The organism is Amycolatopsis sp. cmx-11-32 (assembly GCF_047608695.1).
Classification (GTDB): domain Bacteria; phylum Actinomycetota; class Actinomycetes; order Mycobacteriales; family Pseudonocardiaceae; genus Amycolatopsis.
Window position 1 is genome coordinate 76,239 of sequence record NZ_JADNQN010000017.1, and the last position, 24,526, is coordinate 100,764.

The 24,526-nt window shown below is 67.9% G+C and carries 23 protein-coding genes; 9 read left to right on the forward strand and 14 right to left on the reverse strand.

What is annotated here, in order from left to right; all coding sequences use genetic code 11:
* The 7 genes from ACM6LR_RS35155 to ACM6LR_RS35185 form a co-directional block, all read right to left on the reverse strand.
* Entirely contained in the window at nucleotides 1-1,959 is a 1,959-nt protein-coding gene (locus ACM6LR_RS35155; RefSeq protein ID WP_414939967.1) for an ABC transporter ATP-binding protein, read from the reverse strand.
* Between the two features lie 212 nt (nucleotides 1,960-2,171).
* Nucleotides 2,172-3,260, reverse strand: a complete 1,089-nt coding sequence (locus tag ACM6LR_RS35160) for a prephenate dehydrogenase (RefSeq protein WP_414945328.1) — start codon at nucleotides 3,258-3,260, stop codon at nucleotides 2,172-2,174.
* A gap of 26 nt (nucleotides 3,261-3,286) precedes the next feature.
* Nucleotides 3,287-4,252, reverse strand: a complete 966-nt coding sequence (locus tag ACM6LR_RS35165) for a helix-turn-helix domain-containing protein (protein ID WP_414939969.1) — start codon at nucleotides 4,250-4,252, stop codon at nucleotides 3,287-3,289.
* A gap of 1,677 nt (nucleotides 4,253-5,929) precedes the next feature.
* On the reverse strand, nucleotides 5,930-6,544 hold the full coding sequence (gene vanX, locus ACM6LR_RS35170; RefSeq protein ID WP_414939970.1) for a D-Ala-D-Ala dipeptidase VanX: 615 nt from the start codon (nucleotides 6,542-6,544) through the stop codon (nucleotides 5,930-5,932).
* Nucleotides 6,541-7,584, reverse strand: coding sequence for a D-alanine--(R)-lactate ligase (vanA, locus tag ACM6LR_RS35175; protein WP_414939971.1), 1,044 nt, complete (start codon nucleotides 7,582-7,584; stop codon nucleotides 6,541-6,543). The genes vanX and vanA overlap by 4 nt, the downstream gene beginning before the upstream one ends.
* Before the next feature lies 1 nt (nucleotide 7,585).
* A complete protein-coding gene (gene vanH-Ac1, locus ACM6LR_RS35180) occupies nucleotides 7,586-8,629 on the reverse strand; it encodes a D-lactate dehydrogenase VanH-Ac1 (RefSeq protein ID WP_414939972.1) in 1,044 nt (347 codons plus the stop codon).
* Nucleotides 8,630-8,851: 222 nt separating this feature from the next.
* Complete coding sequence (locus ACM6LR_RS35185) at nucleotides 8,852-9,556, reverse strand: alpha/beta fold hydrolase (RefSeq protein ID WP_414945329.1); 705 nt, start codon at nucleotides 9,554-9,556, stop codon at nucleotides 8,852-8,854.
* A gap of 77 nt (nucleotides 9,557-9,633) precedes the next feature.
* Here ACM6LR_RS35185 and ACM6LR_RS35190 point away from each other — a divergent pair, with 77 nt between their 5' ends.
* Nucleotides 9,634-10,248: a TetR/AcrR family transcriptional regulator gene (locus tag ACM6LR_RS35190; RefSeq protein WP_414945330.1), complete on the forward strand. Its 615-nt coding sequence runs from the start codon at nucleotides 9,634-9,636 to the stop codon at nucleotides 10,246-10,248.
* Here ACM6LR_RS35190 and ACM6LR_RS35195 read toward each other — a convergent pair.
* Nucleotides 10,220-10,708: a hypothetical protein gene (locus ACM6LR_RS35195; protein ID WP_414939975.1), complete on the reverse strand. Its 489-nt coding sequence runs from the start codon at nucleotides 10,706-10,708 to the stop codon at nucleotides 10,220-10,222. The genes ACM6LR_RS35190 and ACM6LR_RS35195 overlap by 29 nt on opposite strands.
* A gap of 658 nt (nucleotides 10,709-11,366) precedes the next feature.
* Here ACM6LR_RS35195 and ACM6LR_RS35200 point away from each other — a divergent pair.
* The gene (locus ACM6LR_RS35200; protein ID WP_414939976.1) at nucleotides 11,367-12,068 is read left to right on the forward strand and encodes an FG-GAP repeat domain-containing protein; all 702 of its coding nucleotides are present in this window, start codon (nucleotides 11,367-11,369) and stop codon (nucleotides 12,066-12,068) included.
* Nucleotides 12,069-12,195: 127 nt separating this feature from the next.
* The gene (locus ACM6LR_RS35205) at nucleotides 12,196-12,426 is read left to right on the forward strand and encodes a hypothetical protein (RefSeq protein WP_414945331.1); all 231 of its coding nucleotides are present in this window, start codon (nucleotides 12,196-12,198) and stop codon (nucleotides 12,424-12,426) included.
* Nucleotides 12,427-12,503: 77 nt separating this feature from the next.
* On the opposite strand, the gene ACM6LR_RS35210 is transcribed toward ACM6LR_RS35205, so the two are convergent.
* Entirely contained in the window at nucleotides 12,504-12,800 is a 297-nt protein-coding gene (locus ACM6LR_RS35210; RefSeq protein WP_016331847.1) for a DUF1540 domain-containing protein, read from the reverse strand.
* On the reverse strand, nucleotides 12,797-13,093 hold the full coding sequence (locus ACM6LR_RS35215) for a hypothetical protein (protein WP_414945332.1): 297 nt from the start codon (nucleotides 13,091-13,093) through the stop codon (nucleotides 12,797-12,799). Before ACM6LR_RS35215 ends, ACM6LR_RS35210 begins: the two co-directional genes overlap by 4 nt.
* Nucleotides 13,094-13,620: 527 nt before the next feature.
* Between ACM6LR_RS35215 and ACM6LR_RS35220 the strand changes: the two genes are divergently transcribed.
* The 5 genes from ACM6LR_RS35220 to ACM6LR_RS35240 all read left to right on the forward strand — a co-directional run bounded on the left by ACM6LR_RS35220 (nucleotide 13,621) and on the right by ACM6LR_RS35240 (nucleotide 19,653).
* A complete protein-coding gene (locus tag ACM6LR_RS35220) occupies nucleotides 13,621-13,845 on the forward strand; it encodes a hypothetical protein (RefSeq protein WP_414939979.1) in 225 nt (74 codons plus the stop codon).
* Between the two features lie 99 nt (nucleotides 13,846-13,944).
* Nucleotides 13,945-14,958, forward strand: coding sequence for a hypothetical protein (locus ACM6LR_RS35225; RefSeq protein ID WP_414945333.1), 1,014 nt, complete (start codon nucleotides 13,945-13,947; stop codon nucleotides 14,956-14,958).
* Entirely contained in the window at nucleotides 14,901-15,488 is a 588-nt protein-coding gene (locus tag ACM6LR_RS35230) for a hypothetical protein (protein ID WP_414945334.1), read from the forward strand. Before ACM6LR_RS35225 ends, ACM6LR_RS35230 begins: the two co-directional genes overlap by 58 nt.
* 365 nt (nucleotides 15,489-15,853) lie before the next feature.
* The gene (locus ACM6LR_RS35235; protein ID WP_414940195.1) at nucleotides 15,854-16,408 is read left to right on the forward strand and encodes a YbhB/YbcL family Raf kinase inhibitor-like protein; all 555 of its coding nucleotides are present in this window, start codon (nucleotides 15,854-15,856) and stop codon (nucleotides 16,406-16,408) included.
* An 83-nt stretch (nucleotides 16,409-16,491) separates the two neighbouring features.
* The gene (locus ACM6LR_RS35240) at nucleotides 16,492-19,653 is read left to right on the forward strand and encodes a BTAD domain-containing putative transcriptional regulator (RefSeq protein WP_414945335.1); all 3,162 of its coding nucleotides are present in this window, start codon (nucleotides 16,492-16,494) and stop codon (nucleotides 19,651-19,653) included.
* On the opposite strand, the gene ACM6LR_RS35245 is transcribed toward ACM6LR_RS35240, so the two are convergent.
* Nucleotides 19,637-20,413 carry an ABC transporter permease gene (locus ACM6LR_RS35245; protein ID WP_414939982.1) on the reverse strand — a complete coding sequence of 259 codons (777 nt, stop codon included), beginning with the start codon at nucleotides 20,411-20,413 and terminating at the stop codon, nucleotides 19,637-19,639. The genes ACM6LR_RS35240 and ACM6LR_RS35245 overlap by 17 nt on opposite strands.
* An 11-nt stretch (nucleotides 20,414-20,424) precedes the next feature.
* Nucleotides 20,425-21,363, reverse strand: a complete 939-nt coding sequence (locus tag ACM6LR_RS35250; protein WP_414939983.1) for an ATP-binding cassette domain-containing protein — start codon at nucleotides 21,361-21,363, stop codon at nucleotides 20,425-20,427.
* Nucleotides 21,364-21,502: 139 nt separating this feature from the next.
* On the opposite strand from ACM6LR_RS35250, the gene ACM6LR_RS35255 reads away from it, so the two are divergent.
* Complete coding sequence (locus ACM6LR_RS35255) at nucleotides 21,503-22,720, forward strand: cytochrome P450 (RefSeq protein ID WP_414945336.1); 1,218 nt, start codon at nucleotides 21,503-21,505, stop codon at nucleotides 22,718-22,720.
* Between the two features lie 563 nt (nucleotides 22,721-23,283).
* Here ACM6LR_RS35255 and ACM6LR_RS35260 read toward each other — a convergent pair.
* A complete protein-coding gene (locus ACM6LR_RS35260; RefSeq protein WP_414939985.1) occupies nucleotides 23,284-23,655 on the reverse strand; it encodes a GntR family transcriptional regulator in 372 nt (123 codons plus the stop codon).
* The gene (locus ACM6LR_RS35265; RefSeq protein ID WP_414939986.1) at nucleotides 23,655-24,362 is read right to left on the reverse strand and encodes a hypothetical protein; all 708 of its coding nucleotides are present in this window, start codon (nucleotides 24,360-24,362) and stop codon (nucleotides 23,655-23,657) included. The genes ACM6LR_RS35260 and ACM6LR_RS35265 overlap by 1 nt, the downstream gene beginning before the upstream one ends.
* Nucleotides 24,363-24,526 lie beyond the last annotated feature (164 nt).

Here is a 24,526-nt window from a genome sequence, read left to right on the forward strand (position 1 = left end):
TCATCCTCCGTGAAGGCCGTAGAACACCGGCTCAGGCTCGGGCTCGTCGTCGAACCCGGTTCCGTTGCCGTCCGCCTTGGTTCCGTTGCTTTCCGGATTGGCGAACTGCGTGTGATAGAGCTCCGCGTAAAGACCGCCGGCGGCCAGCAGTTCGTCGTGCGTCCCGCGCTCCCGGACCCCGCCGCCGTCGATCACGAGGATCTGGTCGGCCTCGCGGATCGTGGACAACCGGTGGGCGATCACCAGCGAAGTGCGGTCGCGCAGGGCGGTCTTGAGCGCCCGCTGGACCGCGGCCTCCGACTCGGAGTCGAGGTGAGCGGTGGCTTCGTCGAGCACGACGACCGACGGCGCCTTCAGCAGCAGCCGGGCGATCGCCAGCCGTTGCTTCTCCCCGCCCGACATGCGGTAGCCGCGATCGCCGGCGACGGTGTCGAACCCGCTGGGGAGGGACTGGACCAGGTCCCAGATCTGGGCACCCTTGCAGGCCTCGATCAGCTCGTCCTCGGTGGCGCTCGGGCGGGCGTAGAGCAGGTTTTCCCGGATCGTGTCGTGGAAGAGGTAGGAGTCCTGGCTGACCACCCCGACCGATTCGCGGAGCGAATCGAAGGTGAGGTCCCGCAGATCCTGTCCGCCGATGCGAATGGTTCCGGAGGTCGGGTCATACAGCCGGGTCACCAGATGGGTGATGGTGCTCTTCCCGGCGCCGGACGGGCCGACGAGCGCGGTGAGGGTCCCGGCGGGCACGTGGAAGTTCACCCCGCGAAGGACATCCGACGTCACTTCCCCGCGTCCCTTCGCGGCCCGCACATGCTCCAGCGACGACAGCGAGACCTCGTCCGCGGTGGGATAGCGGAACATCACCTCGTCGAACTCGATCTCCGGTGCCACGTCCTTCGTGAGCTCCACCGCTTCGGGCTTTTCCTTGATCAGCGGCTTCAGATCGAGCAACTCGAAGAACCGGGAAAAGGCCACCACGACGGTCTGCGCGGTCTCCTGCATCCCGGACAGCTGGGTGATCGGTCCCAGCAGCCGCGCGAGCAGGGTGGCGATGGCGATCAGCGTGCCGAGCTGGAACGCACCGTCGAGCACGAGTCCGCCACCGATGCCGTAGACGATCGCCGTGGCGAGCGAGGCCATCAGCGTCATCATGACGAAGGACATCCGGCCCCAGACGGAAAGGCTCACCCCGAGCTTGCGGATCCCCCCGGCACGTTGCTGGTAGTCGGCCATCTCCTCGTCCGGACGGCCGTAGAGCTTGGAAAGCATCGCCCCCTGGACGTTGAACCGCTCCTGGAGAAGGCCGCCGAGGCTGGCATTGGCATCCATCATCTTTCCGGTGCGCTGCCCGATGAGCCGTCCCACGTAGACCCATGGCACGAGGAACAGCGCGACCACCACCAGCGTGACGACGGCGACGAGCCACGACAGGTAGATCAGCTCGGCCAGTACCAGCACGACCGCGACCGCGCTGGTCGCTACCAGCAGCAGGTGGCCGAACGTCTGCTGCGCCATGATCACTTCGGTGTGCAGCCGGTTCACCAGTACCCCGGTCTGGGTCCGGGTGAAGAACGCGATCGGCAGCCGCCGGACGTGGTCGAGCACCTGGGTCCGGACGTCATAGGTGACCCCTTCCCCGATCTTCCCGGCGATGTAAGCCGACACCAGCGACAAGCCCGCGGCCAGTAGGGCGAGGATGCCGGTCAGGCCCGCCATCCAGAGCACGACATCGAGGTCGTTCTTCAGAATGCCGTTGTCGATGAGCTCCCGCATGATCAAGGGGGTCGCGACGATGACGACGGCCTCCAACACGGCGATGAGAACGAAGAGCGCCACCTTCCCGATATGCGGGCGAAAGTAGCCGAGCACTCTGCGCACCGTCCCCCGGCGGATTTTCGTCGACCAGGGATCGGGGTCGTCATCCCTCGGGTTCGGTGCGCCGAAGCGCATCACTACGTCCATACCGTCATTCCTCCCACGCGCGAAGTCCGCGATCTCAATCGTGCTGAATCGTGTCGATGTCCACGAGTGGGTCCAAGCGACCATCTCCGCGAGCACTCGGGATCCGCGGCCATGACCGTCCACAAGCGACACTGGTGTTCGTCTGCCTACGCCGGACCGCCCACATCGTCACGAGGGCAGCGCCGGTCTCGCACCTTGCCCGGCACAGGAACCTAACGCCCCGCAGGGGTCCCGACGGGCACGGGCGGAACGTGCCAGCCATGGAAGCGGAGTGCCTCGGCGAGCCTGCCGGTGTCCTCCGGGCGCACGGACATCTCGGCGACACCGACCGGCAGACCCGTCGAGTGCTCCAACCGGACGTCCTCGATGTTGACGTCCGCCAGCTCCGCCGCGTTGAACAACCTGGCCAGCTCTCCCGGCCTGTCCCGCAACACCACCTGTACCACGGCGAACGCCCGGATCCCCGGCCCGCTGTGCTTGCCGGGGATCCGGGCGTGGCCTTCCACACCCCGCCGCAGCAGATCCAGCACGTCATCCAGCTCACCGGACCGCAGGGCCGAAGCCGCCGAGGCGAGATCGGCCGCGATCCGCTCGAGCACGCCGGCCACCGGCAGGGTGTTCCCGGCAAGGATCTTCCGCCACAGCAGGGGATTCCCGGCGGCGATGCGCGTCACGTCGCGCAGCCCCTGCCCGGCGAGGCTCAGCGGGACGTCGCCCCCGCTCACCAGGCTCGCCGCCACCGCCGACGCCACCACGTGCGGGGCGTGTGACACCAGCGCCACCGCCGAGTCGTGCTCGCCGGCGCCGACGGTGACCACGTTCGCCCCGCACAGCGAGACCAGCTCCCGCGTCCGCCGCAAGGCATCCGCTCCCGTCTCAGACCCGGGGCAGAGCGCCCAGGGACGACCCAAGAACAGATCGGCGCGGGCCGCGGCCGGTCCGGATCGCTCCCGGCCGGCGAGCGGGTGACCCGGCACATAGGAGGTCAGGTCACACCCAAGCCGCTCCGCGTCCGCGATCGGTTCGGCCTTGACACTGGCGACGTCGGTGTACGCCGGCGCGGCCCGCTGTTTCTGCAGCCCGGCCAGCCGCTCCCCCACCAGATGCGGCGGCACGGCGATCAACGCCAGGTCCGCTTCCTCACCGGCCCACTCCTGGCCCGCGCCGAGTTCACACGCCAGCCGGACGGCGTGCGCGTCGACGTCGGAGAGGTAGACCGCCACGCCCTTCTCGCGAAGGGCCAACGCGGCCGAGGTACCGATCAGACCAGTGCCGACCACAAGCGCCTTCTCGATGGGCACCTCTGCTCCTTATACCGTTCACCGGGTCATCCCGCGGCGAGATCGGTCGCCCGGTTCTCCAAGTGATCCGCGAACCCCGCCCAGACCCTGGCGTGATCTCTGGCGAACCCGGCGACCACACCGTACAAATGCGGCGGTACGCCGTGGAGGATCTTCTCCCACTCCTGCCCGTCCATGGAATGCATGGAGAGCATTCGCAGCAGGATTCGGCCGACTTCGCTCAACCGCAGCGCGGGGTCGGCCTTGAGCTGCTCCAGCACGGCGAGACGCTCTCGATCCACGGCACGGCCGATGTCGGGTTCCGTCCGGCCCAGCGGAAGCGGCTTGGTCCGTAACCTCCTGCCCCCGTCCGGAGTCGGGCTCTCACCACGCTCCAACCGGCCGCGCACGTCCCGGACCGTCTCCGGCGAGATGCCGACCTGCTTGGCGACCTGCCGGAGCGAAAGGCCCGGATCACTGCGAATGAGGTCGGCGGCGTGTCTTCTCCTCTCCGAACTGTCGACGGGACGGATGCGCCCATCCCGCCCGATTCTGGCCTCGTTTCCGGCGTCTCCTCCACACCTGCGCAGGTCGGCCACCGTGCCGGCGGAGATACCGGTCGCCGACGCCACCCGCCGATCGGACCACTGAGGATGCGTCCCGATGATCTGAAGGGCCGCACGCTTGCGATCGGCGAGTGAGAGCGGCAGACCGTGCCGGATGTTCGCCTCGACGGCCAGGACGAACGCGTCGGATTCGGCTCCGTCGATGAACCTCGCCACGATCGTCGTGTCGCCTCTGACCCGCGCCGCCTTGAGCCGGTGCAGGCCATCGACGACCTGCATCGTCGGTCGGTGAACGAGAATTGGCGGAAGTTCCCCCTCGGCCGACAACAGTGTCTCGACGTGCTCCGGATCTTCACCTGAAGTTCTCGGCGAAGATACGGAAGACAGCCGGGACAGCTCGATTTCGACGACCGGGAGAGCGAATATGTCAACCCTCATCGGATCCACCTAGCCCCATTGGATCTTTATCCGTCCACTTTGCGATACGGCAGAGAACCGCACCGTCCAACTGCTTAGCCACGATGGTTGGACACCACGAGCCCGTCCGCACCAGCCCTGTGCCGTGTGGCGGGCGTCCTCGACACTGAGGATCCCCATGAGCGCCACCGGCAGGCCCGCCTGACGGCGGGCCGCCTCCGAGATGACCGGCGGTGGCGTGTGCTCCGGCGAACTACCGAGAGTTTTGCTCGACGACTTCGGCCAGAACAAAACCAAGGTCCACTTCGACGCACCAGGTGGGGACATGTCGGGATCGGCTCAGTCGCTCAGCCGGTCGGAATCCGCGATTGCCTTGTGGTCGCGAGTGAACCTCGCGCCCCCTCAGTCCCCAGTGAGTGCACACCTGGTCAGCATGGCACGACCAATCCTTGTCGGCAATTGACGAACAATGGGGATACCTCACAGTGAAGGTCGCCGTCCAAGGTCTTCGTTCAAGATCGACTCGCGAACCTACGCTTTTCGTATCAGCACGAGGGAAACGGGCTAGGCTGTTCGCCGATCCAGCTAGTCCGTTCGCAGCTCGCGTTTCCGCTCTCGCGGATTCGGCCGCGGCGTTCTTGGTCCACCCGAACGGTTCCCGGTCGACGTTTGCGGAAGTCTCCTCCGTGTGGGTGATACAGAGAAGCCGAGGCGGCTGGTATGGGGAATTTCAACTAAGGGCATTCGCCATCGACAAGTTCTCTTTTTGCTCTCTCAATCGTCACCTGTTACTCACCGCGAAGTACGACGTCAAGGCCCATTAGTGGGTAGCCAACACAAATGGACTCGCCAAGAGAAAAAGAGCGCCTTCATCCTGATGGCGGTTGCGGCGGTGAGGTCGTCACCTGGACGCGAGTTGAAAAAGAATCCCACTACCGCACACCTCTTTTGCCGTGCGAGGACAAAGCGGCGAAGCCGACGGGTAACCCGCTCGGCGCGGTAGCGGGAGGGGTGCCGAACGCGGTGGGCGGCCCCCGTCAAGCGTCCAGTCAGACAGTGCGGCGACGCGCCTGAGGAGGCCGCCCACGGCAACACTGCGGGGGCGCTGCTCGCCTGAAGCACGTGAAGGCCCCCTTCCCTACCTCGACCGGCGAAGTCGCAGAGCTGCCGTTCAGTCCGCTCTTGGCGAACCGGGCCCGCCTTCGTCAAGTGCCCGAAAGGAGGTGGGTCGGGGTGGCCTTGAGTGGCAATTCGGGTAGAACCAAGGGGTGGCTTGGGTACCTACTATCGGCTGGCCGGTGTCGCGAAAGCCACTTTTCGGGACATCTGACGTCGCGAAAGTGGCTTTCGCGACACCGGGGGGCGGCCGCGCTTGACGTCTGAGTCACGCTTCGGTCGGGGGTGGTAGTTGCGTACCCACGTATGGTCAGCCCGACGGCGCAGGGCGTCGGGCCTCGATCAACGTCCCCGTAGGCAAATACAGGTCCGTCAGAACCCGAATCGCCACACGCGACCCGCTTGACCAACATCTCCGCGAGTTCGCCGGAACCCTGCACCCTCAAGGTAGGCAAGGCGGCCTTCACGAACCGGTCCGTGGCACATCCCCGGGCAGGTACGCGAAGGACCCCTTCACTGCGTCTAGCGCAAGGAAGGGGTCCTTCATGTACTCAAACCCGTGTTCCGGGTCGTTCTAACGGCCCAGAACACTCACGAGCTTGCGATGGGAAAGTCGAAATAGGTGTCCGGATAAGGTTCATCCTTCAGGCTGTAATGCCACCACTCGCACTCGTACAGATTGAAACCGCTGTCCACCATGATGGAACACAGGTGCTCACGGTTCTTTTCCTGCTCCGGCGTGATTCCCGCCGCCCCGTGGTGCGAAACGACGTCCATCACATCATGGTCGCCGCCCATGTCGGCGAGTTCGCCGGTGTCCAGGCGGTACAGCGTCAGGTCCACCGTGCTGCCCCGGCTGTGGCCCGATTTGGTGGCCACATAACCCTTTTCGAACATCTGGGGCCGGTCGATGTTCGGGTAGTGCCTGAGCTTCTTCCGGCCGTCTTCGGGCTGTTCCGCCCAGCGCATGAAGCAATCCACGGCGCGCTGCGGACGGTAGACGTCCCAAAGGAGCAGGCCGAAGCCGAGAGCCTCGGCCTTCTCTCGTGCCTTCTCCAACGCCGCGCAGAAGGCGCGGGTACCGACGACGCGGTTCACCAGGTAGCCGTCCACCGGTTTACCGGTGAAGTTGTCCCAGGTGGCGTATTTGGCGTCCCAGCGGATCCCGGGCACAACCTCGTCGACGAAGACGAAATCGTCTTTCATCCGTTGCGCCCCGCCAAGGCCAGCGTCGCCAGCCTGTCGATCACGTCGCCGAGCGAGAGGCCGGCGGCCGCCATCATCCGCGGGTAGCGGCTGTACGAGGTCAGGCCGGGAAGGGTGTTGACCTCGTTCAGGACCACGCTTCCGTCTTCCTTGAGGAACAGGTCGACCCGCGCGAGTCCCCGGCAGCCCAGGGCGCGGTAGATGGCCTTCGCGGTCTCCTGGACGACCGCGCGCGACTCCGCCGAGATGTCGGCGGGAACGATGAAGCTCGAGTTCTCGGAGCCGGTCTCGGGGCTCTCTTCCTGGTGGATCTTGAAGAATCCGTGGGTCAGCGCGACCCGGTCGCACTCGCCCACCAGCAGATCGTCGTCGTTGCCCAGAATGGAGCAGCCGATCTCGCTGCCGATGACGGCTTCTTCGATCAGCACCTTCGAGTCGTACTCGCGTGCCTCCGCCAGCGCGGCGGACAGTTCTTCCTTGCTCGACACCTTGCTGACGCCGAAGGCCGAACCCGACCGGGCCGGCTTCACGAAGACGGGGTAGCTGAGTTCGCCGGGGTCGACGTCGTTGTCGTCCGTGACGATCCAGAAGTTCGGCGTGGGGATTCCCGCGCCCTTGATGACGGAATAGGTGAGGGACTTGTCCATGCACAGGGCCGAACTCTGGACATCGCAGCCGATGTAGGGGATGCCGGAGATCTCCAGCAGGCCCTGCATCGCACCGTCTTCACCGAGCTTGCCGTGCAGGACGGGCAGCACCAGGTCGAGGGCGATCGTCTCGTACTTGCCCTCGTCCAGGACCAGCAGCCCGTGCACCCCCCGGTCCGGCGACAGAACGGCCGGACGGCAGTTCCCGCTGGTCTCCCAATCCGCGGCGGGGCCGTCGCAGAGCATCCAGGCGCCACCCTGCGTGATCCCGATGTAGTACGGCTCGTACTTACCGAGATCGAGGTGCTTCTGGACCTCCAGCGCAGACTTGATGGAGATAGGGTGCTCTTCGGAAAGGCCGCCGAACAGAATTCCGATTTTCAACCTATCCATACTACTTCCCGCTTTCGAAGTTGAGACAATTGATGATGGAGTTTTCGACAGTGTCGCTCAGAGCGTGGTCCGTGTAATAGGCGGTATGCGGGCTGATGATCACGTTCGACAGCTCTTGCAGCCGCAGCAAGGGCTTGTTGCCGTCGATGGTCTTGTCCCGGCAGTCGGCGTAGAAGATTCCTTCCTCCCCTTCGAGGACATCCAGCGCCGCGCCGCCGAGGTTTCCGCTTTCCAGGGCCGAGATGAGGGCCTCGGTTTCGATGAGTGGACCGCGCCCGGTGTTGATGATGTACGCGCCACCCTTCATCTCCTCGATGTTCCGACGGTCGAGGAGGTGATACGTGTCCGTGTTGAGTGGCACGTGAAGTGTCACGATATCGCTCTGCTGCAGCAATTCGTCGAGCGGGACGTAATCGGCGGAGGCGTTGAGCATCGTGTCGTAGGCCAGTACCCGGCAGCCGAAACCCTTCAGCCTGTCCATGACCGCGACACCGATGCGCCCTGTTCCGACCACCCCGACGGTCAGGTCGCGCAGCTCTTTCCCGCGTACGGCGTTCAGCCGGTAGTCATGAACTTCCGTACGGCGGATGATGGATTTGGCGTCGCGCACCACCATCAGCATCAGCATCAGCGTGAAGTCGGCGACGCTGTCCGGCGAGTACGCGACGTTTCCGACGGTGATGCCGACGCTTTCGGCGTATTTCACATCGATGTGATTGAACCCGATGCTCCTCGTGGAGATGTACTCCACGCCTGCCTCGCCGAGTGCGAGAAGAAGGGGGTTCGAGATCGGAGTCTTGTGACCGACACTGATACACCGGTTACCGGACGCCAATTCGATATTTGCTTCGGATACCGGCGCTTCCGCGATGGTCGGCGTTATGCTGAAACGAGGCGCCATCTCCTTGAACAGGACGGCCTCGTCCTGCCCACATCCATAAATCGTGATCCCACAGGCCTGTTCGGCCGAGGAGGACGCGGACGCCAGCGATCGGGTGCGACGTGCCTCTGATCGCGCTGGTTCGCTGTAGGTCATGGCGGACATTGTAGGCAGCGTGCCGAGGTCGCCTTGGACGGGGTTTTCGACGCGCCGACGGTAGGTTACCGGTAGGTAGCGCCGCGTGCACGCTGTGCTCATCCCCGGAGGCGAACCCTTGCCCGGCGTCCCCGCTCACCTGCGCGATGGCCGCTGACAACCGATCTTGCCCGCCCGGCCCGCGTCCCGGAACCGTCCCGTGACGGAGGACACCCTCGCTCCAGGGCAACCTTAGCACCGTTCAACCGTCGGCACCGCGCTCTGCCACGCGACGGCGTGTGCCGATACGAGGCGCGCGAGCTCTTCCGGCGCGTCCCGCGCCACGAGATGACCGGCGGCCGGAACCCTGGCGACCGTGACCCGGCGGTTGGCCGCGCGCAGACGGCGCACATCCGACTCGCTGAGCGGCGATTCCCGCCCGGCGTGCACCACCAGGATGGGCAGGTCCAAGGCCCCGGCCGTCGCGAAAAGGGCGGGCCCCGACCCGAGGACGTCGTCCACGAGGTGGGTGTGGCGGCCGCCGAGTCCGTGAAAGTCGAGCCACGAGCGCGCCCGTGCCGGAGCGAGGTCCGGTACGACGTCGACGAGCACGAGACCGGCGACGCGTTTCGCGACGGCAGGTTCCGCGAGGGCGGCGATGGCGGCCATCCCGCCGATCGAGGCACCCACGAGGACGATCGGCACGGGCTCGCGGCCGATCATTTCGACCACGTCGTCGGCGAGGGTCCGGAGCGTGGTCGCCTTGCCGGAACTGTCACCGTGACCACGCAGGTCGTAGGCCACCGTCCGCAGCCCCTGCCGGGCCAATATCGCCGCGACCGGCTCCCAGACGCTCCGCCGCTCCCCGCCCGCGTGGAGCAGCAGGACCGTCGGGCCGCAGCCGGTCACCGTACCCCGCAGAGTCACATCGCCCAGCGTGAGGCTGATTTCGGTCATTGTCTTCTCCTGCCCCAGTTACCTTGAGATGCCAAGGTAACCCACATACCTTGGCGCATCAAGGTACGATGCCGATCGTGACGACACCTCGAGCCAGAAGGACTCCGGAGGAGGCGCGACGCCTGATCCTCGACGCCGCGGCCTCGCTGCTCGCCGAGTCCGGTGTCGCCGCCGTCCAGATGCGCGCGGTGGCCGCGCGGGTCGGCATGACCGACGCCGGCGTCGCCCACCACTTCGGCAATCGCGAAAAGCTGCTCGCAGAACTGCTCCGGCACGGCGGCCGCCGCCTTCGAGACGGGCTCCACGACCTCCTCGCGCGCTGGCTGGACCGCGACGCCGACCTGCTCGAACTCGTCGAGGCTCTCCAGTCGCTCTACCGGCACGGATACGGCGAACTCGCGGTGGCACTGCACGCGGCGGGATGGCGCGACCCCGGCAGCGGCATGCTCACCCCGGTCGTCGACGCCCTCCACCGGCTCCGGCCACCCGGCTGCTCCATCGACGACACCCGGCTGGCCGTCGCGGCCCTGCATCAGGCGATGGCGATGGAGGCCCAGTACGGAGGCGCGTTTCGGCGCAGTGCCGGAGTCACGGGTCCCGCTTCGGACGAGTCAGCCGCCCAGGTGCGCTGGTGGGCGCGCCAGCTCCACCTCGCGCTCGGCCTCAAGCTCGATAAGGACCCTGATCCCTGAGATCCGGGCTCACCTGCGGAGCCCGCCCGTCCTGCCCCGGCACCGGGGTGACCGTCGGCTGCGCGGCCGCGTCGGCCCGTACCGACCGGTCGGCCCGCACCGGCCGCTCGGTCTTGCGTCCGCGATAGCGGGATTCGACGACGTGGTCCTGTCGCCGGCGGGAGAGCACCGACAGCGTGAGGACGTGGGCCACGGCCATGAGCAGCAGGAAGACGCCCAGCCTGCCGATGAACGCGGCGGCCGAACCGGACCAGTCCGGGGCCACGACCGAGAGCAGGGCCAGCACCCCGATCGCGACCAGATGGAAGACCGTCACCACCATCCAGGCCACCGATCCGCCTCCCTCGCGGGCGTCCGGCGCGCTCAGGAAGCGACGGGCGCCGCGATAGAGGATCTGGCCGTCCGCGATGATGAAGATCAGGCCGATGATCAGGAACCCCGGAAGCTCGTTGTCGGGCATCGTTGCCTCCTCCGTTTCCCGAGGAGTACCCACGGACCGCCGCACGATGGCGCTGGTGACCGGATCGAGTGAACAGTTCCCGGCGCGGCCTTGCCCACCTGAAGTACATAAAGGCTCCTTGCTTGCGCCTGGCGCAAGAAAGGAGCCTTCACTCGCCGTCGTGGCTACTGGGGTGACCAGCCGAGTTCCGGATAAATGACCTTGTATACCGGAACTTCCGGCGGTGTCGCAGGCACCGGACCCCGGCAATGGATTTCGCTGTGCGTCAGGAGGTCGTGTCGCGACGAGGTGGGCGAGCACGGTGACCGGCCTGAGGCGGACGGCGTACCGATCCCCACTTTCCTGAGGCGCGAAGTGGACTTTCCCCGCATGTCATCCGGGGAAAGTCCCCTTCGCGCACCTTGGACATTCCAGAACACCAGGATCCGCGAGGCTGATGGCCCGCGTGTCGACGCAGGAATTAGTGGCCGCGTGATCCCGCGCGACTCCCTCTTGAAAGGGGTTGTGATCCGGGGCGGGCCACACGCGTCCTTCAGCCTCGGGTTGCGTCTGTGTGGCCCATCACACCTTCACTGCACTTCCCGGCCTCGTGGCCGTCTCCCCTTACGAGAACACTTTCGGTGAAAAGTTCACCGGACGAGTGGAGGGAGAGATCATCATGAACCGCACGGGCATCGTCCGCACCGCCACCATCACCGGTATCACCGCCGCCCTGGGCCTCGCCGCCATCGTCCCGGCCCTGGCCACTCCGCAACCCAGCCCGCTGTCCAACCCGTCGGCCGCCCCGGCCGCCGACCCGGTCACCACGGTGGCCGACCTCGACGGCGACGGCGAGATCGAGACGGTCTCCGCCCAGCTCACCGGCGAAAACGATCAGGTGATCTCCGCGACCGTGAACAGGGCGTTCACCTCGATCCACCTCGGCGCCGACGGCTCCGTCCCCCTCGCGGCCCCGCGCGTCGCCGACCTCAACGGCGACGGCCGCGCGGAACTCATCGTCACCCAGTCGGTGGGGGCGAACACCACCTTCTTCACCGCCCTGCACTACGACGGCCGTAACCTCAGCCAGGTCGTCGACGAGAACGGCAAGCCTCTCTCGGTCGCCGAAGGCGGCGGAGTCGCCGCCCACCTCGGCTACCAGTGCACCCCGCTCAACGGCGGCGGGCGCACCATGGAAATCGTCGCCTCCGAGGCCGACGACGTCAGCGCGGAACCGCTCACCTACAGCGGAACCCGCACCGTTTACACCCTTCGCGACGGCGCGCTGACCGCCCAGCGCAGCCTGCCGATCACCTCCCGCCCGGTCACCGACCCGGTGCTCGGTGCCGACGCCGCGACCTGCGCCCAGGCCGGTAGCTGACCCTCCCCGGCGAAGGTAGTTCGGGCAGCCCCTCTGCCCGCAAACGCCTTCCATCCGAAGCCCGGCGCGTGACCTTGTTACGTTTCCACGCAAGCGAAAACAAACCCTATGACCAAGGAGAACAGTGATGTTGCGCAAGCTTGCAGCCGGTTTCGGCATTACCGTCGTCGCGTTCGGCGCCGCGGTTTCCGTGGCCGCGCCGGCTTCCGCCGCGGAGGAATCCTACACGGTCGTCGGCAGGTGGGCCGGAACCGGAAACGAACAAGCGGGAACCTGCGAGGGCCTGAGGATTCTCTACTTCCCCAACGGCGAATGCGTGTTCTACGACGGCAACACCGAATTGCGCGTTCCCCACTGAGGCCTGACGTGCGTGAAGGCCTCCTCCCTCGACTGAATCGAGGGAACGAGGCCTTCACGCACGAGTCACCGGCGCCGTTACGGGGCGTAGGTCAGGCAATTGGCGGCGTGGTCACCTTCGCCGGGTCCGACACGGACACTCGACGCGGTGCATTCCAGGGCGGAATTGTGACGGCAATCGGACCGGGAGCAGGCGCCGACCTGCGCGGTCACCCGATCGAGCCCGCCTTTCGTGTTCAGCGGGACAAAGGTTCCACAATCGGCCGACCCGTTGCCTCCGCCCACCGTGATGGCGAAAGCGTGACAGCCGTCGTGGTTGTAAGAACATCCGCTGACCGTGCATTCGTGGACAGCGGGCATTTCAGTGGTGGTCATAACGACTCCTGTGTTTCGTGGTGGTGGTGTCGTTCGGTATGACCAGGGTTACACCGGCCCGTTGCCGTGGCAATTCGGGGAATTTCGTTCATGTCTGGCGAGCAGCCGTTCCAGCCAGGATTTCTTCGCGGTGAGACACGCTCGGGTGACAGCCGTTCGGGGGCGAGGTCGTAACAGCCGTGAAAAGCGCCCCAGGCACGCAGTTCCGCTTCGCCTCCGGCGGCCAAGATGGCACTGGCGTAGGCCACGGCCTCGTCGCGGGACACCTCGACCGCGCCGGCGTCGATGAACATCGGTGGCGACCCGCCGAGATCCGTGGCGCGGGCCGCGGCGGCATACGGCGAGACGTCGGGTGCGCCCCGCCGCTCCCGCCGAAACGGCGTCGTACTTCATCACCCATTCGGTGAGCGACGTACCGACGCACCATCCGCCGCCGTGCACGGGGTAGATCCCCAGCCCGCGGCCGCGGTGACCCGCACGCGCGAGGACCGAGACCCTGCTCGGCGCCGTAACCGGGCACCGACCTGCTCCCCGATGGACGGGAACTCCATCGCCCGATAGCGCTCCAGCTGCTCCGCCGACACGGGCAGCAGGGCGGCGAGTTCGATGGTGTGCGGGCTCCACCATCCGTCCGAGCCTGGCCACGCGGTGCCGACAAACCGTATACGCCGGGTCAGAGGTCGAGGTCGAGGCGGGAGACACGGCAGTACATTCGCCCCGGCTGCGCACCGATGTCGTCGCGCGTCTGATTTTCGTGGGTTGACCAGGCACTGAACGGGTACCCACCACCGTGACCTTGGTATCGCGAGGAGGGAGCAGGATGCGTAGCCTCATCGCGCGCTGGAAGCGGAGAGGGAACACTCACGCGCTGGCTTGGACGCTGATCACCCTCGGTTTGGCCACGATGCTGTGGGTGTCGGGATTCCGAGCGTGGCCGGTCTATCTGACGGCGGTGCCGAGCGCCGTCGTCTCCGTTCTGCTGTGGATCGGCGTCGCGCGCACCCGCCGCCGGGTGGAGCCCATCGAGGAACAGCAGAGCGGGTGAGCGAGTCGGCGCGAGGTGTGGTCATTTCGACGGTCCCGCCGGGAGTCCGGCCGAGGGAGGATTTCCCGGTCGAGGCAGGCGGAGGCTGAGGGGCGGAACATGGGGGCGGTGGTCGCGGCGCTCGCCGCGGGCTGCGCGGTGGCGGCGGTGTTCCTCTCCGGCGGGGCGGCCCGCCCGGACCGGCCGGATCTCGAGGTGGCACTGGTCGCGGCGGCGTTGGTACTCGCGGCACTGCTGACATTCGGGAAGTCCAAAGGGGCGAAGATCTCCGCGGTGGTTCTCGCCGCCGGTGCCACGGGCTGGGCCATCTACTGCCTCAGTGCCGATCTCGGCAGCGGCACACCGGGTGTTTCGACGGCGGTACTCGCGGTCGCGGCCATCGTGTCGCTGGTGGCGACGGGGCTCCCCCGACCGGTTCGGTGGTGGCTCGCCGTCCCGCTGGTCGTCGTGCTCGCGGCGGGGACGGTGACCGCGGTGACGGTCGTGCCCACGCTGGCGGTGCGGTCCACGACGGCCGTTGCCATCGCGGCGCCCGCGCTCGCCGACCGGGTGGTGCCCTCACCGTGGACCTGGACCTCGCCGACCAAGGTGCTGGACGTGGTCGCGGCGGGCGCCGGGGTGGCGGTCGCCGGGACGGGCGGTGAGGTCACCTCGCTCGACGGGCCGACCGGCGCGGTGCGCTGGACCTACGCCCGCCCTGGAGCCCACGTACGCGCGCTCGTCCCCACGCCGGACCGGCTCTTGCTGCTGGCCGTCCACGCCCCCGGCGACGGCGGTACCGACCGCCACCACCTCGCGGTTCTCGACGCGTTCACCGGCGAACCGGTCAGGGAGACCCTGATCGAGGACGTACACGGCGCGGATCCGGTGGCACCGACCTCCACCGTGCTGCCGAGCCTCGCCAACTTGGGAGACGACAACTTCCGCGTCGACGCGCTCGACCTTCGCGGCGGGAACCAGCGGTGGTCCTGGCAGGCGCCCGAGGGCTGTGTCTCGCCGTTCGCGCTGGCCGCGACGTGGTGCTGGCGCCGCTGCTGTGCCAGGACCGGCTCAGCGTGCTCGGCCTGGACGAACGCACCGGCACGCCGCGCTGGGAGCATCGGCTGCCGGTGACGCGGCCCTCCGACGAGAAGGCCGACTACTACCTGCGCTCCGCCCCCGGCGGCGGCACCGTTTCCCTGACGCTGCGGTATGCCGGGCTGGCGACCGGCGCCGACACCGACGTCGTCCTCGACGCCGCCACCGGCACCATCGTGTCCACAATGGACCCCAGGGCGCCGAAGCGAATCACGCTCGGCCCGGTGGCCGTTTCGGAACGCGACGAGAACGGCAAGGTCACCTCGGCCACCCTGGACGGCGGGATGGCGGTCGACCTCGCCGCGTGCCCGGACCGGCGGGCGCACGCCACCACGCCGACGGCCTACCTGCGCCTGTGCGCCTCGCCCGGCGGCGGGATGGTGCTGCATCGGCAGGAACTCGACGGTTCGGCGCCGTCGACCCTCCCGATCGGCTGGCCGCCGCCCACCGAAACGGCCGTCGGTCTGCTCACCGGAAGGGCACGCCACGCGCTCGTCCCCGCCCCTGGTGCCCTGGTCGCCGCCCGCGACGGGGATGCCCCGGTCGTCGGCTTCCCCGCCGGCTGAGCCGGTCAGAGGTTCCGGGCCTCGCCGAGGGCGGCTTTCCACGCGGCGAAGTAGTCCGGCGCGGTGCCCATCGGGACGTCGTCGAGCGTCCAGCCCCGCAGTGTCACGACGCGCCTGATCACGCGTGTCACCCATCTGATCACGCGTGTCGTCTGTCTAATCACGTGTGTCGTCCGTCTGATCACGCGTGTCGTCCGTTCGCCGGTGGGCGGCGGGGCCGGGAGCCGGTGAATTCACCTCGTTCGGCCCCGAAAGTGCGCTAGCCGCCGGAATCCGGAGTGCCTACGCTGAGTTGAGCGCGCGTGCACCCCTTCGCCTCACGGACCACGTATCGTCGGGAGACTTCAGTGAGAAGCACGAGAATCGTGTTCTGCGCTCTACTCGTCACCGGCCTGGCCGCTGTTTCGGCGCCGTCCGCGTCAGCGGAGCACCACGCGTTCACCTTGTCCAGCACCGCGTTCGCCAACGGCGGCGTGCTGCCCAAGGTCCACGAGTGCACCAGCGGCGGCGGGAACGACCCCGCCAAGAAGAACGAGTCCCCGCCACTGGCCTGGTCGGGCGCGCCCGCCGCGGCCAAGAGCTACGCGATCGTCATGCGCGACCTCGACAACGCCAACCTCATCCACTGGGTCATCTACGACATCCCGGTGGCCACGGCCTCGCTCCCCCAGAACGTCCAGCACGCCTACCGGCCTTCGGTTCCCGCGGGAGCGAGGCAGATCTACTACCGCGGGAGCGCGAGCCTCTACGGCTACCAGGGACCGTGCTCACCCTCGACAGTGAACACTTACGAGTTCGTCGCGCACGCCCTCAACCAGACGTCGCTCACCGGCCTGAACTCCAGTTCGTCGACCCAGACGGCCGCCAGGGCGATCACCGCGGCCTCGATCGGCTCGGCCAGGATCAGCGGCGAGTCGTAGCGCGGTGGCGTCGGCGGAATACCCAGAGCCATCCCACGTCCGCGGCCGGAGGCCCGCTGATCACCCGTGGCAAAATCGGCGCAATGCAGATCGGGATGCTCGGCCCCTTCGAGGTTCGCACGGCCGACGGCGTCCTCGCCGACGTTCCGGGCGCCCGGTTGCGCGGGCTGCTGATCGCCCTGGCGCTCGAACCGGGCCGGGTGGTCCCGAAGTCGGCGCTCGTCGACTGGATCTGGGGCGAGCAACCACCCGCCGACGCGACGAATGCCTTGCAGCGCCTGGTTTCCCGGCTGCGGAAGGTGCTTCCGGAAGGGGTCGTCGAAGCTCAGACCGACGGCTACCGGCTGAAGGTGGACCCCGACGCCGTCGACGCCGTGCGGTTCGAACGTCTCCTCGGCCAGGCAGGCGGCGACGAGACACGGCGGTTGCGCGAAGCCCTCGCGTTGTGGCGCGGCGCGGCCATGCAGGACGTCGGCCTGCCCGACAGCGGCGCGTTCGACGCGGCGGTCACCCGGCTCGAAGGGCTTCGCCTGACGGCCATGGAAGAGCGGTTCGACGCGGAGATCGCCCTCGGCCACGGTGCGAAACTGGTCACCGAACTGACCGATCTGGTGGCCGCGCATCCCTTGCGCGAGCGGCTCGTCGCCGCGCTGATGCGGGCTCTCGCGGCGACAGGGCGCGACACCGAAGCGCTGCTCGTGTACCAGCGCACACGGGAAGCACTGGCCGACGCGCTGGGCGTCGACCCCTCGCCGGAACTGTCCGCCGTGCACGTCGCGCTGCTGCGGGGCGAGCTGGGACGGCGGCAGGAGAACCGCAAGACCAACGTGCGCGCCGAGCTGACCAGCTTCGTCGGCAAGGACGCCGATGTCGCCAGGGTTCGCGAACTGGTCGCCGAACAGCGCCTCACCACCTTGATCGGGCCCGGCGGTTCGGGAAAGACCCGGCTGGCCACGGAAACCGCGCGCGCTCTGCTCGGCGATCTGCCCGACGGCGCCTGGCTGGTGGAACTCGCGGCCATCGGCGCGGACGGTGACACGGGGAGCGGGCCCGAAGGGCAGGGGGGCGGGAACAATATCGCCCAGTCCACGCTTGCCGCACTCGGGCTCAGGGACGCCTTGCTCGGCGACACGCCGAGCGCCGAACCCACCGACCGGGTCATCGCCGCGATCCGCGAGCGGGAAGTCCTGCTGATCCTGGACAACTGCGAGCACGTGATCGAGTCGGCCGCGGCCTTCGCGCACCGCGTGCTCGGGGAATGCCGCCGTCTGCGGATCCTGGCGACGAGCCGGGAACCGCTCGGTATCACCGGTGAGGCGTTGTGGCACGTCGTGCCGCTGGCCCTGCCGGACCGGCACGCGGATCCCGCCGAGATCGAATCCTCCCCCGCCGTCCGGTTGCTGCGGGACCGGGCGAGCGCGGTGCGCACGGATTTCGTGGCCGACGAGGCCACGATGGCCACGATGGCGCGCGTGTGCCGGGTCCTGGACGGGATGCCGCTGGCGATCGAACTGGCCGCGGCCAGGTTGCGCACCATGTCCATCGACCAGCTCGCCAACCGGCTCGACGACCGCTTCCGTCTGCTGACCGGCGGCAGCCGGATCGCGTTGCCCCGGCACCGGACGTTGCGTGCGATGGTCGACTGGAGCTGGGAGCTGCTGACCGACGCCGAGCGGACGGTCCTGTGCAGGCTCTCGGTGTTCTCGGGCGGGGCGAGTTTGGAAGCGGCCGAGCGGGTCTGCGTCAGCGAAGCCGTCGAGCAGTACGAGGTACTCGAATTGCTCACCGCGCTGACCGAAAAGTCGCTGCTGGTGGCCGCGGGCGACGAAGCGCCGCGCTACCGGATGCTCGGCACGATCAAGGAGTACGCCGCGCAACGGCTCGCCGAGGCGGAGAAAACACTGCTGGCGCGGCACGCGCACCTCGCCTATTTCACCGAGCTCGCCGAGGCCGCGGAACCGATGCTCCGCCGTGCCGAGCAGCTGGACTGGCTCGCCAAGCTCAACGCCGAGAACGACAACATCAGTTCCGCGATGCGCGGCGCCCTCGCGGCGGGCGAGGCGCCGGCGGCGATGCGGCTCGCGGCGGCCTGTGGCTGGTACTGGTGGCTCAGCGGGCACCGGTCGGAAGGCATGGAGCTGGTCAGCGCGGCCGTCGGAACGCCCGGCGAGGTATCCGACGAGGTTAGGGCCGTGGTGTACGGACTCGTCTCGCTGTTCGTGAGTTCCGGTTTCGCCGACGAGAACACCGCGGCGAAGTGGATCCACGAGTCGTACCGGCTCGGCCGGAACAACGAAGCGAATCACCCGCTGCTGGGACTCATCGTCCCGCTGGAACGCATGTTGCGGGGCGGCGATACGTTGTCCGCCTGGGAACCGGTGCTGGAGGACGAAAACGCCTGGGTCCGCGCGCTGGGCAGGCTGCACCTCGGCAAGATGCGGATCACGCTCGGCTACCCCGGGCCGGACGCGGAAACGTGTCTCGAGCAGGCGCTCGCCGAGTTCCGTGCCCTCGGCGAACGGTTCGGGATCTCGTTCGCGCTGACCGAACTGGCGGACCGGCTCGCCACGCGCGGAGACTTCGCCACCGCCTGCGAGTACTACGAACAGGCGGTCGCGGTCGTGGCCGAGGTCGGTTCCGTCGAGGACCTCATCCGGCTGTGGTCGCGGCAGGCCCAGCTGTACTGGCTGATGGGCGATGAGGAGTCCTGCGCGGCCGCTTCGGCCGAGGCGGAGCGGCACGCCCAACGGGTCACCTGGCCGGGGGCGCTGGGCATGCTGGCCCTTTCCAGGGCGGAACTCGCCCACTGGCGCGGCGAAACGGAAGAAACTGCGCGGCAACTCGCCCTCGCGACGACCGTGATGGGCGAGGAAGCGGATCTGGGGCACGTCCGCGCCATCACCCACGACCTGCTGGGTTACCTCGCCGAAGACGTCGAGGAGTCCCGCTCGCACCGTGAGTCGGCTTTTCGGGCGGCGGCTGAGGTGCGGCACGTTCCCCTGGTCGCCCACATGCTCGTCGGGGTCGCGGACCTGGCGCTGCGCCGCGACGAACCCTGGCAGGCCGCGCGGCTGCTCGGCGCGGCCGACGAGCTGCGCGGGCTGCCGGATCGTTCGCGCCCGGACGTGGCCCGGATCGAGCAGGCAGTGCTGCGCCGCCTCGGCGAAGCGAAGTTCGCGGAGGCGGCGCGAGAGGGCGCACGGACGAGCTGGACCGAGTTGGTCGAAGTCACGCTCGCTTCTTGAACGTCGAGGACGCCCACAGGTACCCGGCGAGCGCGATCCCGACGCACCACCCGAGGGCGGGGATCACGTCGCCGGCGGCCGGTGCCCCGTCGAGGAGCCCCCGCAGTGTCTCGATGATCGGCGTGAAGGGCTGGTACTCCGCGAATTCCCGGAGTCCGGGCCCCATCTTCTCCGCCGGCACGATCGCACTGCTGAAGAACGGCAGCATGACCAGCGGCACCGAGGCCATGCCCGCGGTTTCCGGGGACTTCGCCGCCAAGCCCAGTGCCACCGTGAGCCAGCCCGCCGCGAAACCGAGCAGCACGATGATCCCGGCGACGCCGAGCCAGTCGAGGAAGCCCGCGGCCGGGGCGAAACCCAGCAGGAAGGCCACACCGGTGAGCGCCACGATCGCGACCAGGTTGGTCAGCACACTGGTGACGACGTGCCCGGTCAGCACCGCGCCCCGCGAGACGTCCATGACCTTGAAGCGATTGATGATGCCCTTCGTCATGTCGGAGTTCACCGCCGTCGCGGTGGCCCCGAGCCCGTAGCAAACGGCCAGCAGCATCAATCCCGGTGTCGCGTAGTCGACGTAGTCGACGCCGACGCTGAACGCGTCTCCGAACACGTACACGAACATCAGCATCATCACGACCGGCATCAGGATCGCGTTGAACACCGACGTCGGGTTGCGGGCGAGGTGCTTGAAGTTGCGGCGCAACATCACCATCGAGGGGGATTTGGCGCGCCTGGTCGGGGTGCTCGTCCGAGTGGTCATGTTCTGAGTTGTCACTGTGCTGCCTCCGTGCTGCTGTGGCCCGTCAGGGCGAGGAAAACGTCATCGAGATCAGGGGTGTGGACGGAGAACTCGTCGGCGGCGATCGTGTACTCGTCGAGCCGGTCCAGCAGTGCCCGCAGGGATTTCGTCCCGCCGTCGCTGGGGACCCGCAAGGCCAGTGCCTCGTCGTCCCGGGTGGAGCCGGGGAAGATCCGCGCCGCCGTGTCGAGTTCGGCGACGGTGGTGAACCGGAGCCGGACGTGCGTGCCGGGCATCTGGCGTTTGAGTTCGTCGGCGGTGCCCTGTGCGACCAGGCGGCCCTGGTCGAGGACCGCGATCCGGTCGGCGAGCTGGTCGGCTTCTTCGAGGTACTGGGTGGTGAGGAAGATGGTCACGCCGTCGGCCACCAGCTCGCGGATGATCGACCACATCGTGCGGCGGCTGCGCGGGTCCAGTCCCGTGGTCGGCTCGTCGAGGAAGATGATCCGCGGGTTCCCGACGAGCGTCATCGCCAAGTCCAGTTTCCGGCGCATCCCACCGGAGTAGGTCGACGCCTGCTTTTTCGCCGACTCCACCAGGTCGAAGCGTTCCAGCAACTCGGTCACGACCCGTTCGCCACCGCGGGAGTTCCGGTTCAGGTCCACCATCAGCCGCAGGTTCTCCTGCCCCGTCAGCAGTTCGTCCACCGCCGCGAACTGGCCGGTGACCCCGATCGCCGCGCGCACCGCCTTGGCCTCGGTCACGAGGTCGTGCCCGGCGACCCTGGCCGCCCCGCCGTCGGCCTTCATCAAGGTGGTCAGGAGGTTCACCGTGGTCGTCTTGCCTGCCCCGTTCGGACCGAGCAATGAGAAGATGGTGCCCGCGGGGACTTCCAGATCGATGCCGTCGAGCACGACCTTGTCTCCAAAGGTCTTACGCAGCCCGGAGACCGCGATCGCTGTTTCTGTCATGGGAGCAACAGTGGACGGCGGGTCTGACACGCCCCCGCCACGGCGCTGACACGAGCGGCGCCGACGTCAGCGCCGTGTCAGCCCGGTGTCAGGCCCCTCGGTGATCGTGGTCGTCACAACCACCACGAAAGGCGACCCGATGACTCAGCCGGTTCCCGTCCCGCAGGGCCTCCCCATGCAGCGCGACGCGGGTCCCTTCGACCCGCCCCGCGAGATCACCCGGCTGCGTGAAGCCCGCCCGGTGAGTCCCATGGTCTTCCCCGACGGTCACGAGGGCTGGCTCGTCACCGGCTACGACGAGGTCCGGCAGATGATGGCCGACCCCCGGTTCAGCTCCCGCCAGGACATCGGCATCCTCCACCTGCCGTACGAGACCCCGGGAATGCCCGCCCAGACCGAACCGTCCCCGCCGATGCCGGGCATGTTCGTGGCCATGGACCCGCCGGACCACGGCCGGTTGCGGAAGCGGCTCACCGGTGCCTTCACCGTGAAGCGGATGAAGCAGCTCGAAGAGCACATCGTCGAGATCACCGAACGGCACCTGGAGGCGATGGCCGCCCTCGTCCCGCCGGTCGACCTGGTCAAGGAATTCGCGCTGCCGGTGCCATCGCTGGTGATCTGCGAACTGCTCGGGGTCCCCTACGAGGACCGGGAAAACTTCCAGGCCAACTCCGCCCAGCTCATGGTCAGGGACCAGACGCTGGAAGAGAAGATGGCCGCGTTCATCGGGATGAACACGTTTCTCACCGAACTGGTCACGCGCAAACGCGAGACGCCCGGCGAAGACATCCTGTCCGACCTGGGCCGCTACGACGACCTCACCGTCGAAGAGCTGGCGGGCGCCGCGTTCCTGCTGCTGCTCGCCGGCCACGAGACCACCGCGAACATGCTGGCGCTGGGCACTTTCGCGCTCCTGGAAAACCCCGTGCAGCTGGCCGAACTGCGTGCCGACGCGGAACTGCTCCCCGGTGCCGTCGAGGAACTTCTTCGCTACCTGTCCGTCGCCGACATCTTCTTCCGCTACGCCACGGAAGATCTCGAACTCGGCGGCGAAACGATCCACGCGGGTTCGACCGTCATCGTGTCGCTGCTGGCCGCCAACCGCGACCCGCGGCGTTTCGAAGACCCCGACGTCTTGGACATCCACCGCAACGCCCGCGGTCTCCTGTCCTTCGGCCACGGTATCCACCAGTGTCTCGGGCAGCAGTTGTCGCGGATCGAGATGCGTGCGGGCTTCGAGGGCCTGCTGCGCCGTTTTCCGTCCCTCGCGCTCGCCGTCCCCGCCGACGAGGTGAAACTCAAGACCGACATGAACATTTACGGCGTCCACGAATTGCCGGTGACCTGGGCCACGTGAAGACCCTCCTTCCCCAGTACATGAAGGCCCCTTCCTAGCGCCTGGCGCAGGGTCCCGGCAAAGTCGCAGGTCTCGCGGGACAGGCGTTATTCGTCGCTATGCGATCCCGGAGCTTGATCAACAGAGGTTCAGGGACATGCCCCCTCCGGCATACGCGCGAGCGACCCTCACCGGCACTAGCGATGCCAAACCCGGATCACCACCAGCAGCTCTGCGACTTTGCCGGGACCCTGGCGCCAGGCGCGAGGAAGGGGGCCCTCATGTACTTCCAGAGAGCGCCGGGGCCTGAGGCTCGTGCACGAGCCGTGAGTCACCGAATACTGCACGATCGGGCAACCACCGTGTAGCCATCGGAACAGCAGCTACGGGACCTGCTCCGCGTCGAACTCGCCGAGGTCCTCGGCCACCCGGCTCCGTGGACTGACCGGACTGGAGCTGTCCGCACGCGTCCTGTTCGACCACCCGACCGTCACGGAACTCGCCGAGCTCCTGCGCGAACGGCCAGGGCGAGTGCGGTGATCTGCTGTCTCCAAGCGGAAAGTGCAACTCGATGGACGCCGGGTTCAGGCCTCGTCCAGCGCGGCGGCGGCAGCGGCCAGCGCGGCGGCGGGGTCGGCGCCGAGTTCACGAGCGGCGCGGGCGTACTCGTCCGCCGCGGCCCGCAGGAGCGCGGCTTTGCCGGGACGGTCGGCGGTTTCGGCGACGACCGTGCCCTTGGCGCGAGCGGTGCGCACCCAGCCGCCCTCTTCCAGTTCCCGGTAGACCCGGGCCACCGTGCCCGAAGCCAGCGCCAGATCCCTGGCGAGTTGCCGGATGGGCGGCAGCCGGGTGCCCGGGGCCAGCGCGCCGGTGGTGATCAACCGGACGATCTGGTCCCGGACCTGCCGCCACGGCGCGATCCCGAGATCCGTGTCGACGACGACCTTCAGCGACATCAGACCGCTTCGGCCCGCGATCGGTGGGCGAGGTTGTACCAGCCGGCGAAGCCGGCGACGACCAGGATCCACGAGACCAGGTTCGTCACTTCCGGGATCGCCAGTGTCACGGTGGCGGCCAGGCCCAGCCCCGCGGCCACCCTGGCACTGCGCACCCGCAACGCACCGTCCGCCACACTGTCCCCTGTGGACGGTCGGCGCACCGCGAGCAGGATGACCAGCCAGGTGACCGCTGAGACGGCCGCGGCGATTCCGAGCAGCCCCCACCACCGATGGACCACGAGCCAGGCCGCAGCCGCCGCGACGATCGCCGCGTAAGTGATCAGACCCCAGACGGGAATGAGCCCGCGTACCGAACGCCGGTCCAACCCGGCCTCACGGCGAGCACTCTTCCGCGGCCGCTGCGCCAGCACCTCGGCGATCAGCGCGCCGATGAGCAGGGTGGAGAGGAAGAACGACGTGGTGTCGCCGCGCACTCCGGCGAGATCGGCCAGCACCGGCAAACCGAGGAACAGCCACGGGTACCAGAACCGGCGGCGCCGCAGATAACGCACGGCTTCGGCGACGTCGGACGGCGAGGGATCGTCGACGCCCCACCGGTGCAGCACCTTCTCGCCCTGCTTTTCGCCCGGCCACAGCAAGATCAGGAGCAGCAGCCCGAGCAGGCCCATGAACAGGGCCACGGCCACGATGTTGTCGAACGGCACGATCAACCTCCCTTGTATCAAGCTCATGATACAAGGGAGCGGGGTACGGGGCAGGATGAGCTTTCATCACCGGCGAGCTACTGGCGGGTTGACGATGCAGGAATCGGAACGTCAAATCTCCCGACTTCCACATCGTCGCGAGATCGCTCCGTTCTCGGGCCTTA

Bases quoted from the DNA above. Each gene is read 5' to 3' on its own strand.
- ACM6LR_RS35210 (WP_016331847.1), bottom strand. From the start codon at position 12,800: ATGACCACCACTGAAATGCCCGCTGTCCACGAATGCACGGTCAGCGGA.
- vanA (WP_414939971.1), bottom strand. From the start codon at position 7,584: ATGGATAGGTTGAAAATCGGAATTCTGTTCGGCGGCCTTTCCGAAGAG.
- ACM6LR_RS35260 (WP_414939985.1), bottom strand. From the start codon at position 23,655: ATGTCGCTGAAGGTCGTCGTCGACACGGATCTCGGGATCGCGCCGTGG.
- ACM6LR_RS35245 (WP_414939982.1), bottom strand. From the start codon at position 20,413: ATGACCACTCGGACGAGCACCCCGACCAGGCGCGCCAAATCCCCCTCG.
- ACM6LR_RS35215 (WP_414945332.1), bottom strand. From the start codon at position 13,093: ATGTTCATCGACGCCGGCGCGGTCGAGGTGTCCCGCGACGAGGCCGTG.
- vanH-Ac1 (WP_414939972.1), bottom strand. From the start codon at position 8,629: ATGTCCGCCATGACCTACAGCGAACCAGCGCGATCAGAGGCACGTCGC.
- ACM6LR_RS35240 (WP_414945335.1), top strand. From the start codon at position 16,492: ATGCAGATCGGGATGCTCGGCCCCTTCGAGGTTCGCACGGCCGACGGC.
- ACM6LR_RS35155 (WP_414939967.1), bottom strand. From the start codon at position 1,959: ATGGACGTAGTGATGCGCTTCGGCGCACCGAACCCGAGGGATGACGAC.
- ACM6LR_RS35195 (WP_414939975.1), bottom strand. From the start codon at position 10,708: ATGCCCGACAACGAGCTTCCGGGGTTCCTGATCATCGGCCTGATCTTC.
- ACM6LR_RS35255 (WP_414945336.1), top strand. From the start codon at position 21,503: ATGACTCAGCCGGTTCCCGTCCCGCAGGGCCTCCCCATGCAGCGCGAC.
- ACM6LR_RS35205 (WP_414945331.1), top strand. From the start codon at position 12,196: ATGTTGCGCAAGCTTGCAGCCGGTTTCGGCATTACCGTCGTCGCGTTC.
- ACM6LR_RS35200 (WP_414939976.1), top strand. From the start codon at position 11,367: ATGAACCGCACGGGCATCGTCCGCACCGCCACCATCACCGGTATCACC.
- ACM6LR_RS35225 (WP_414945333.1), top strand. From the start codon at position 13,945: ATGGGGGCGGTGGTCGCGGCGCTCGCCGCGGGCTGCGCGGTGGCGGCG.
- ACM6LR_RS35185 (WP_414945329.1), bottom strand. From the start codon at position 9,556: ATGACCGAAATCAGCCTCACGCTGGGCGATGTGACTCTGCGGGGTACG.
- vanX (WP_414939970.1), bottom strand. From the start codon at position 6,544: ATGAAAGACGATTTCGTCTTCGTCGACGAGGTTGTGCCCGGGATCCGC.
- ACM6LR_RS35220 (WP_414939979.1), top strand. From the start codon at position 13,621: ATGCGTAGCCTCATCGCGCGCTGGAAGCGGAGAGGGAACACTCACGCG.
- ACM6LR_RS35250 (WP_414939983.1), bottom strand. From the start codon at position 21,363: ATGACAGAAACAGCGATCGCGGTCTCCGGGCTGCGTAAGACCTTTGGA.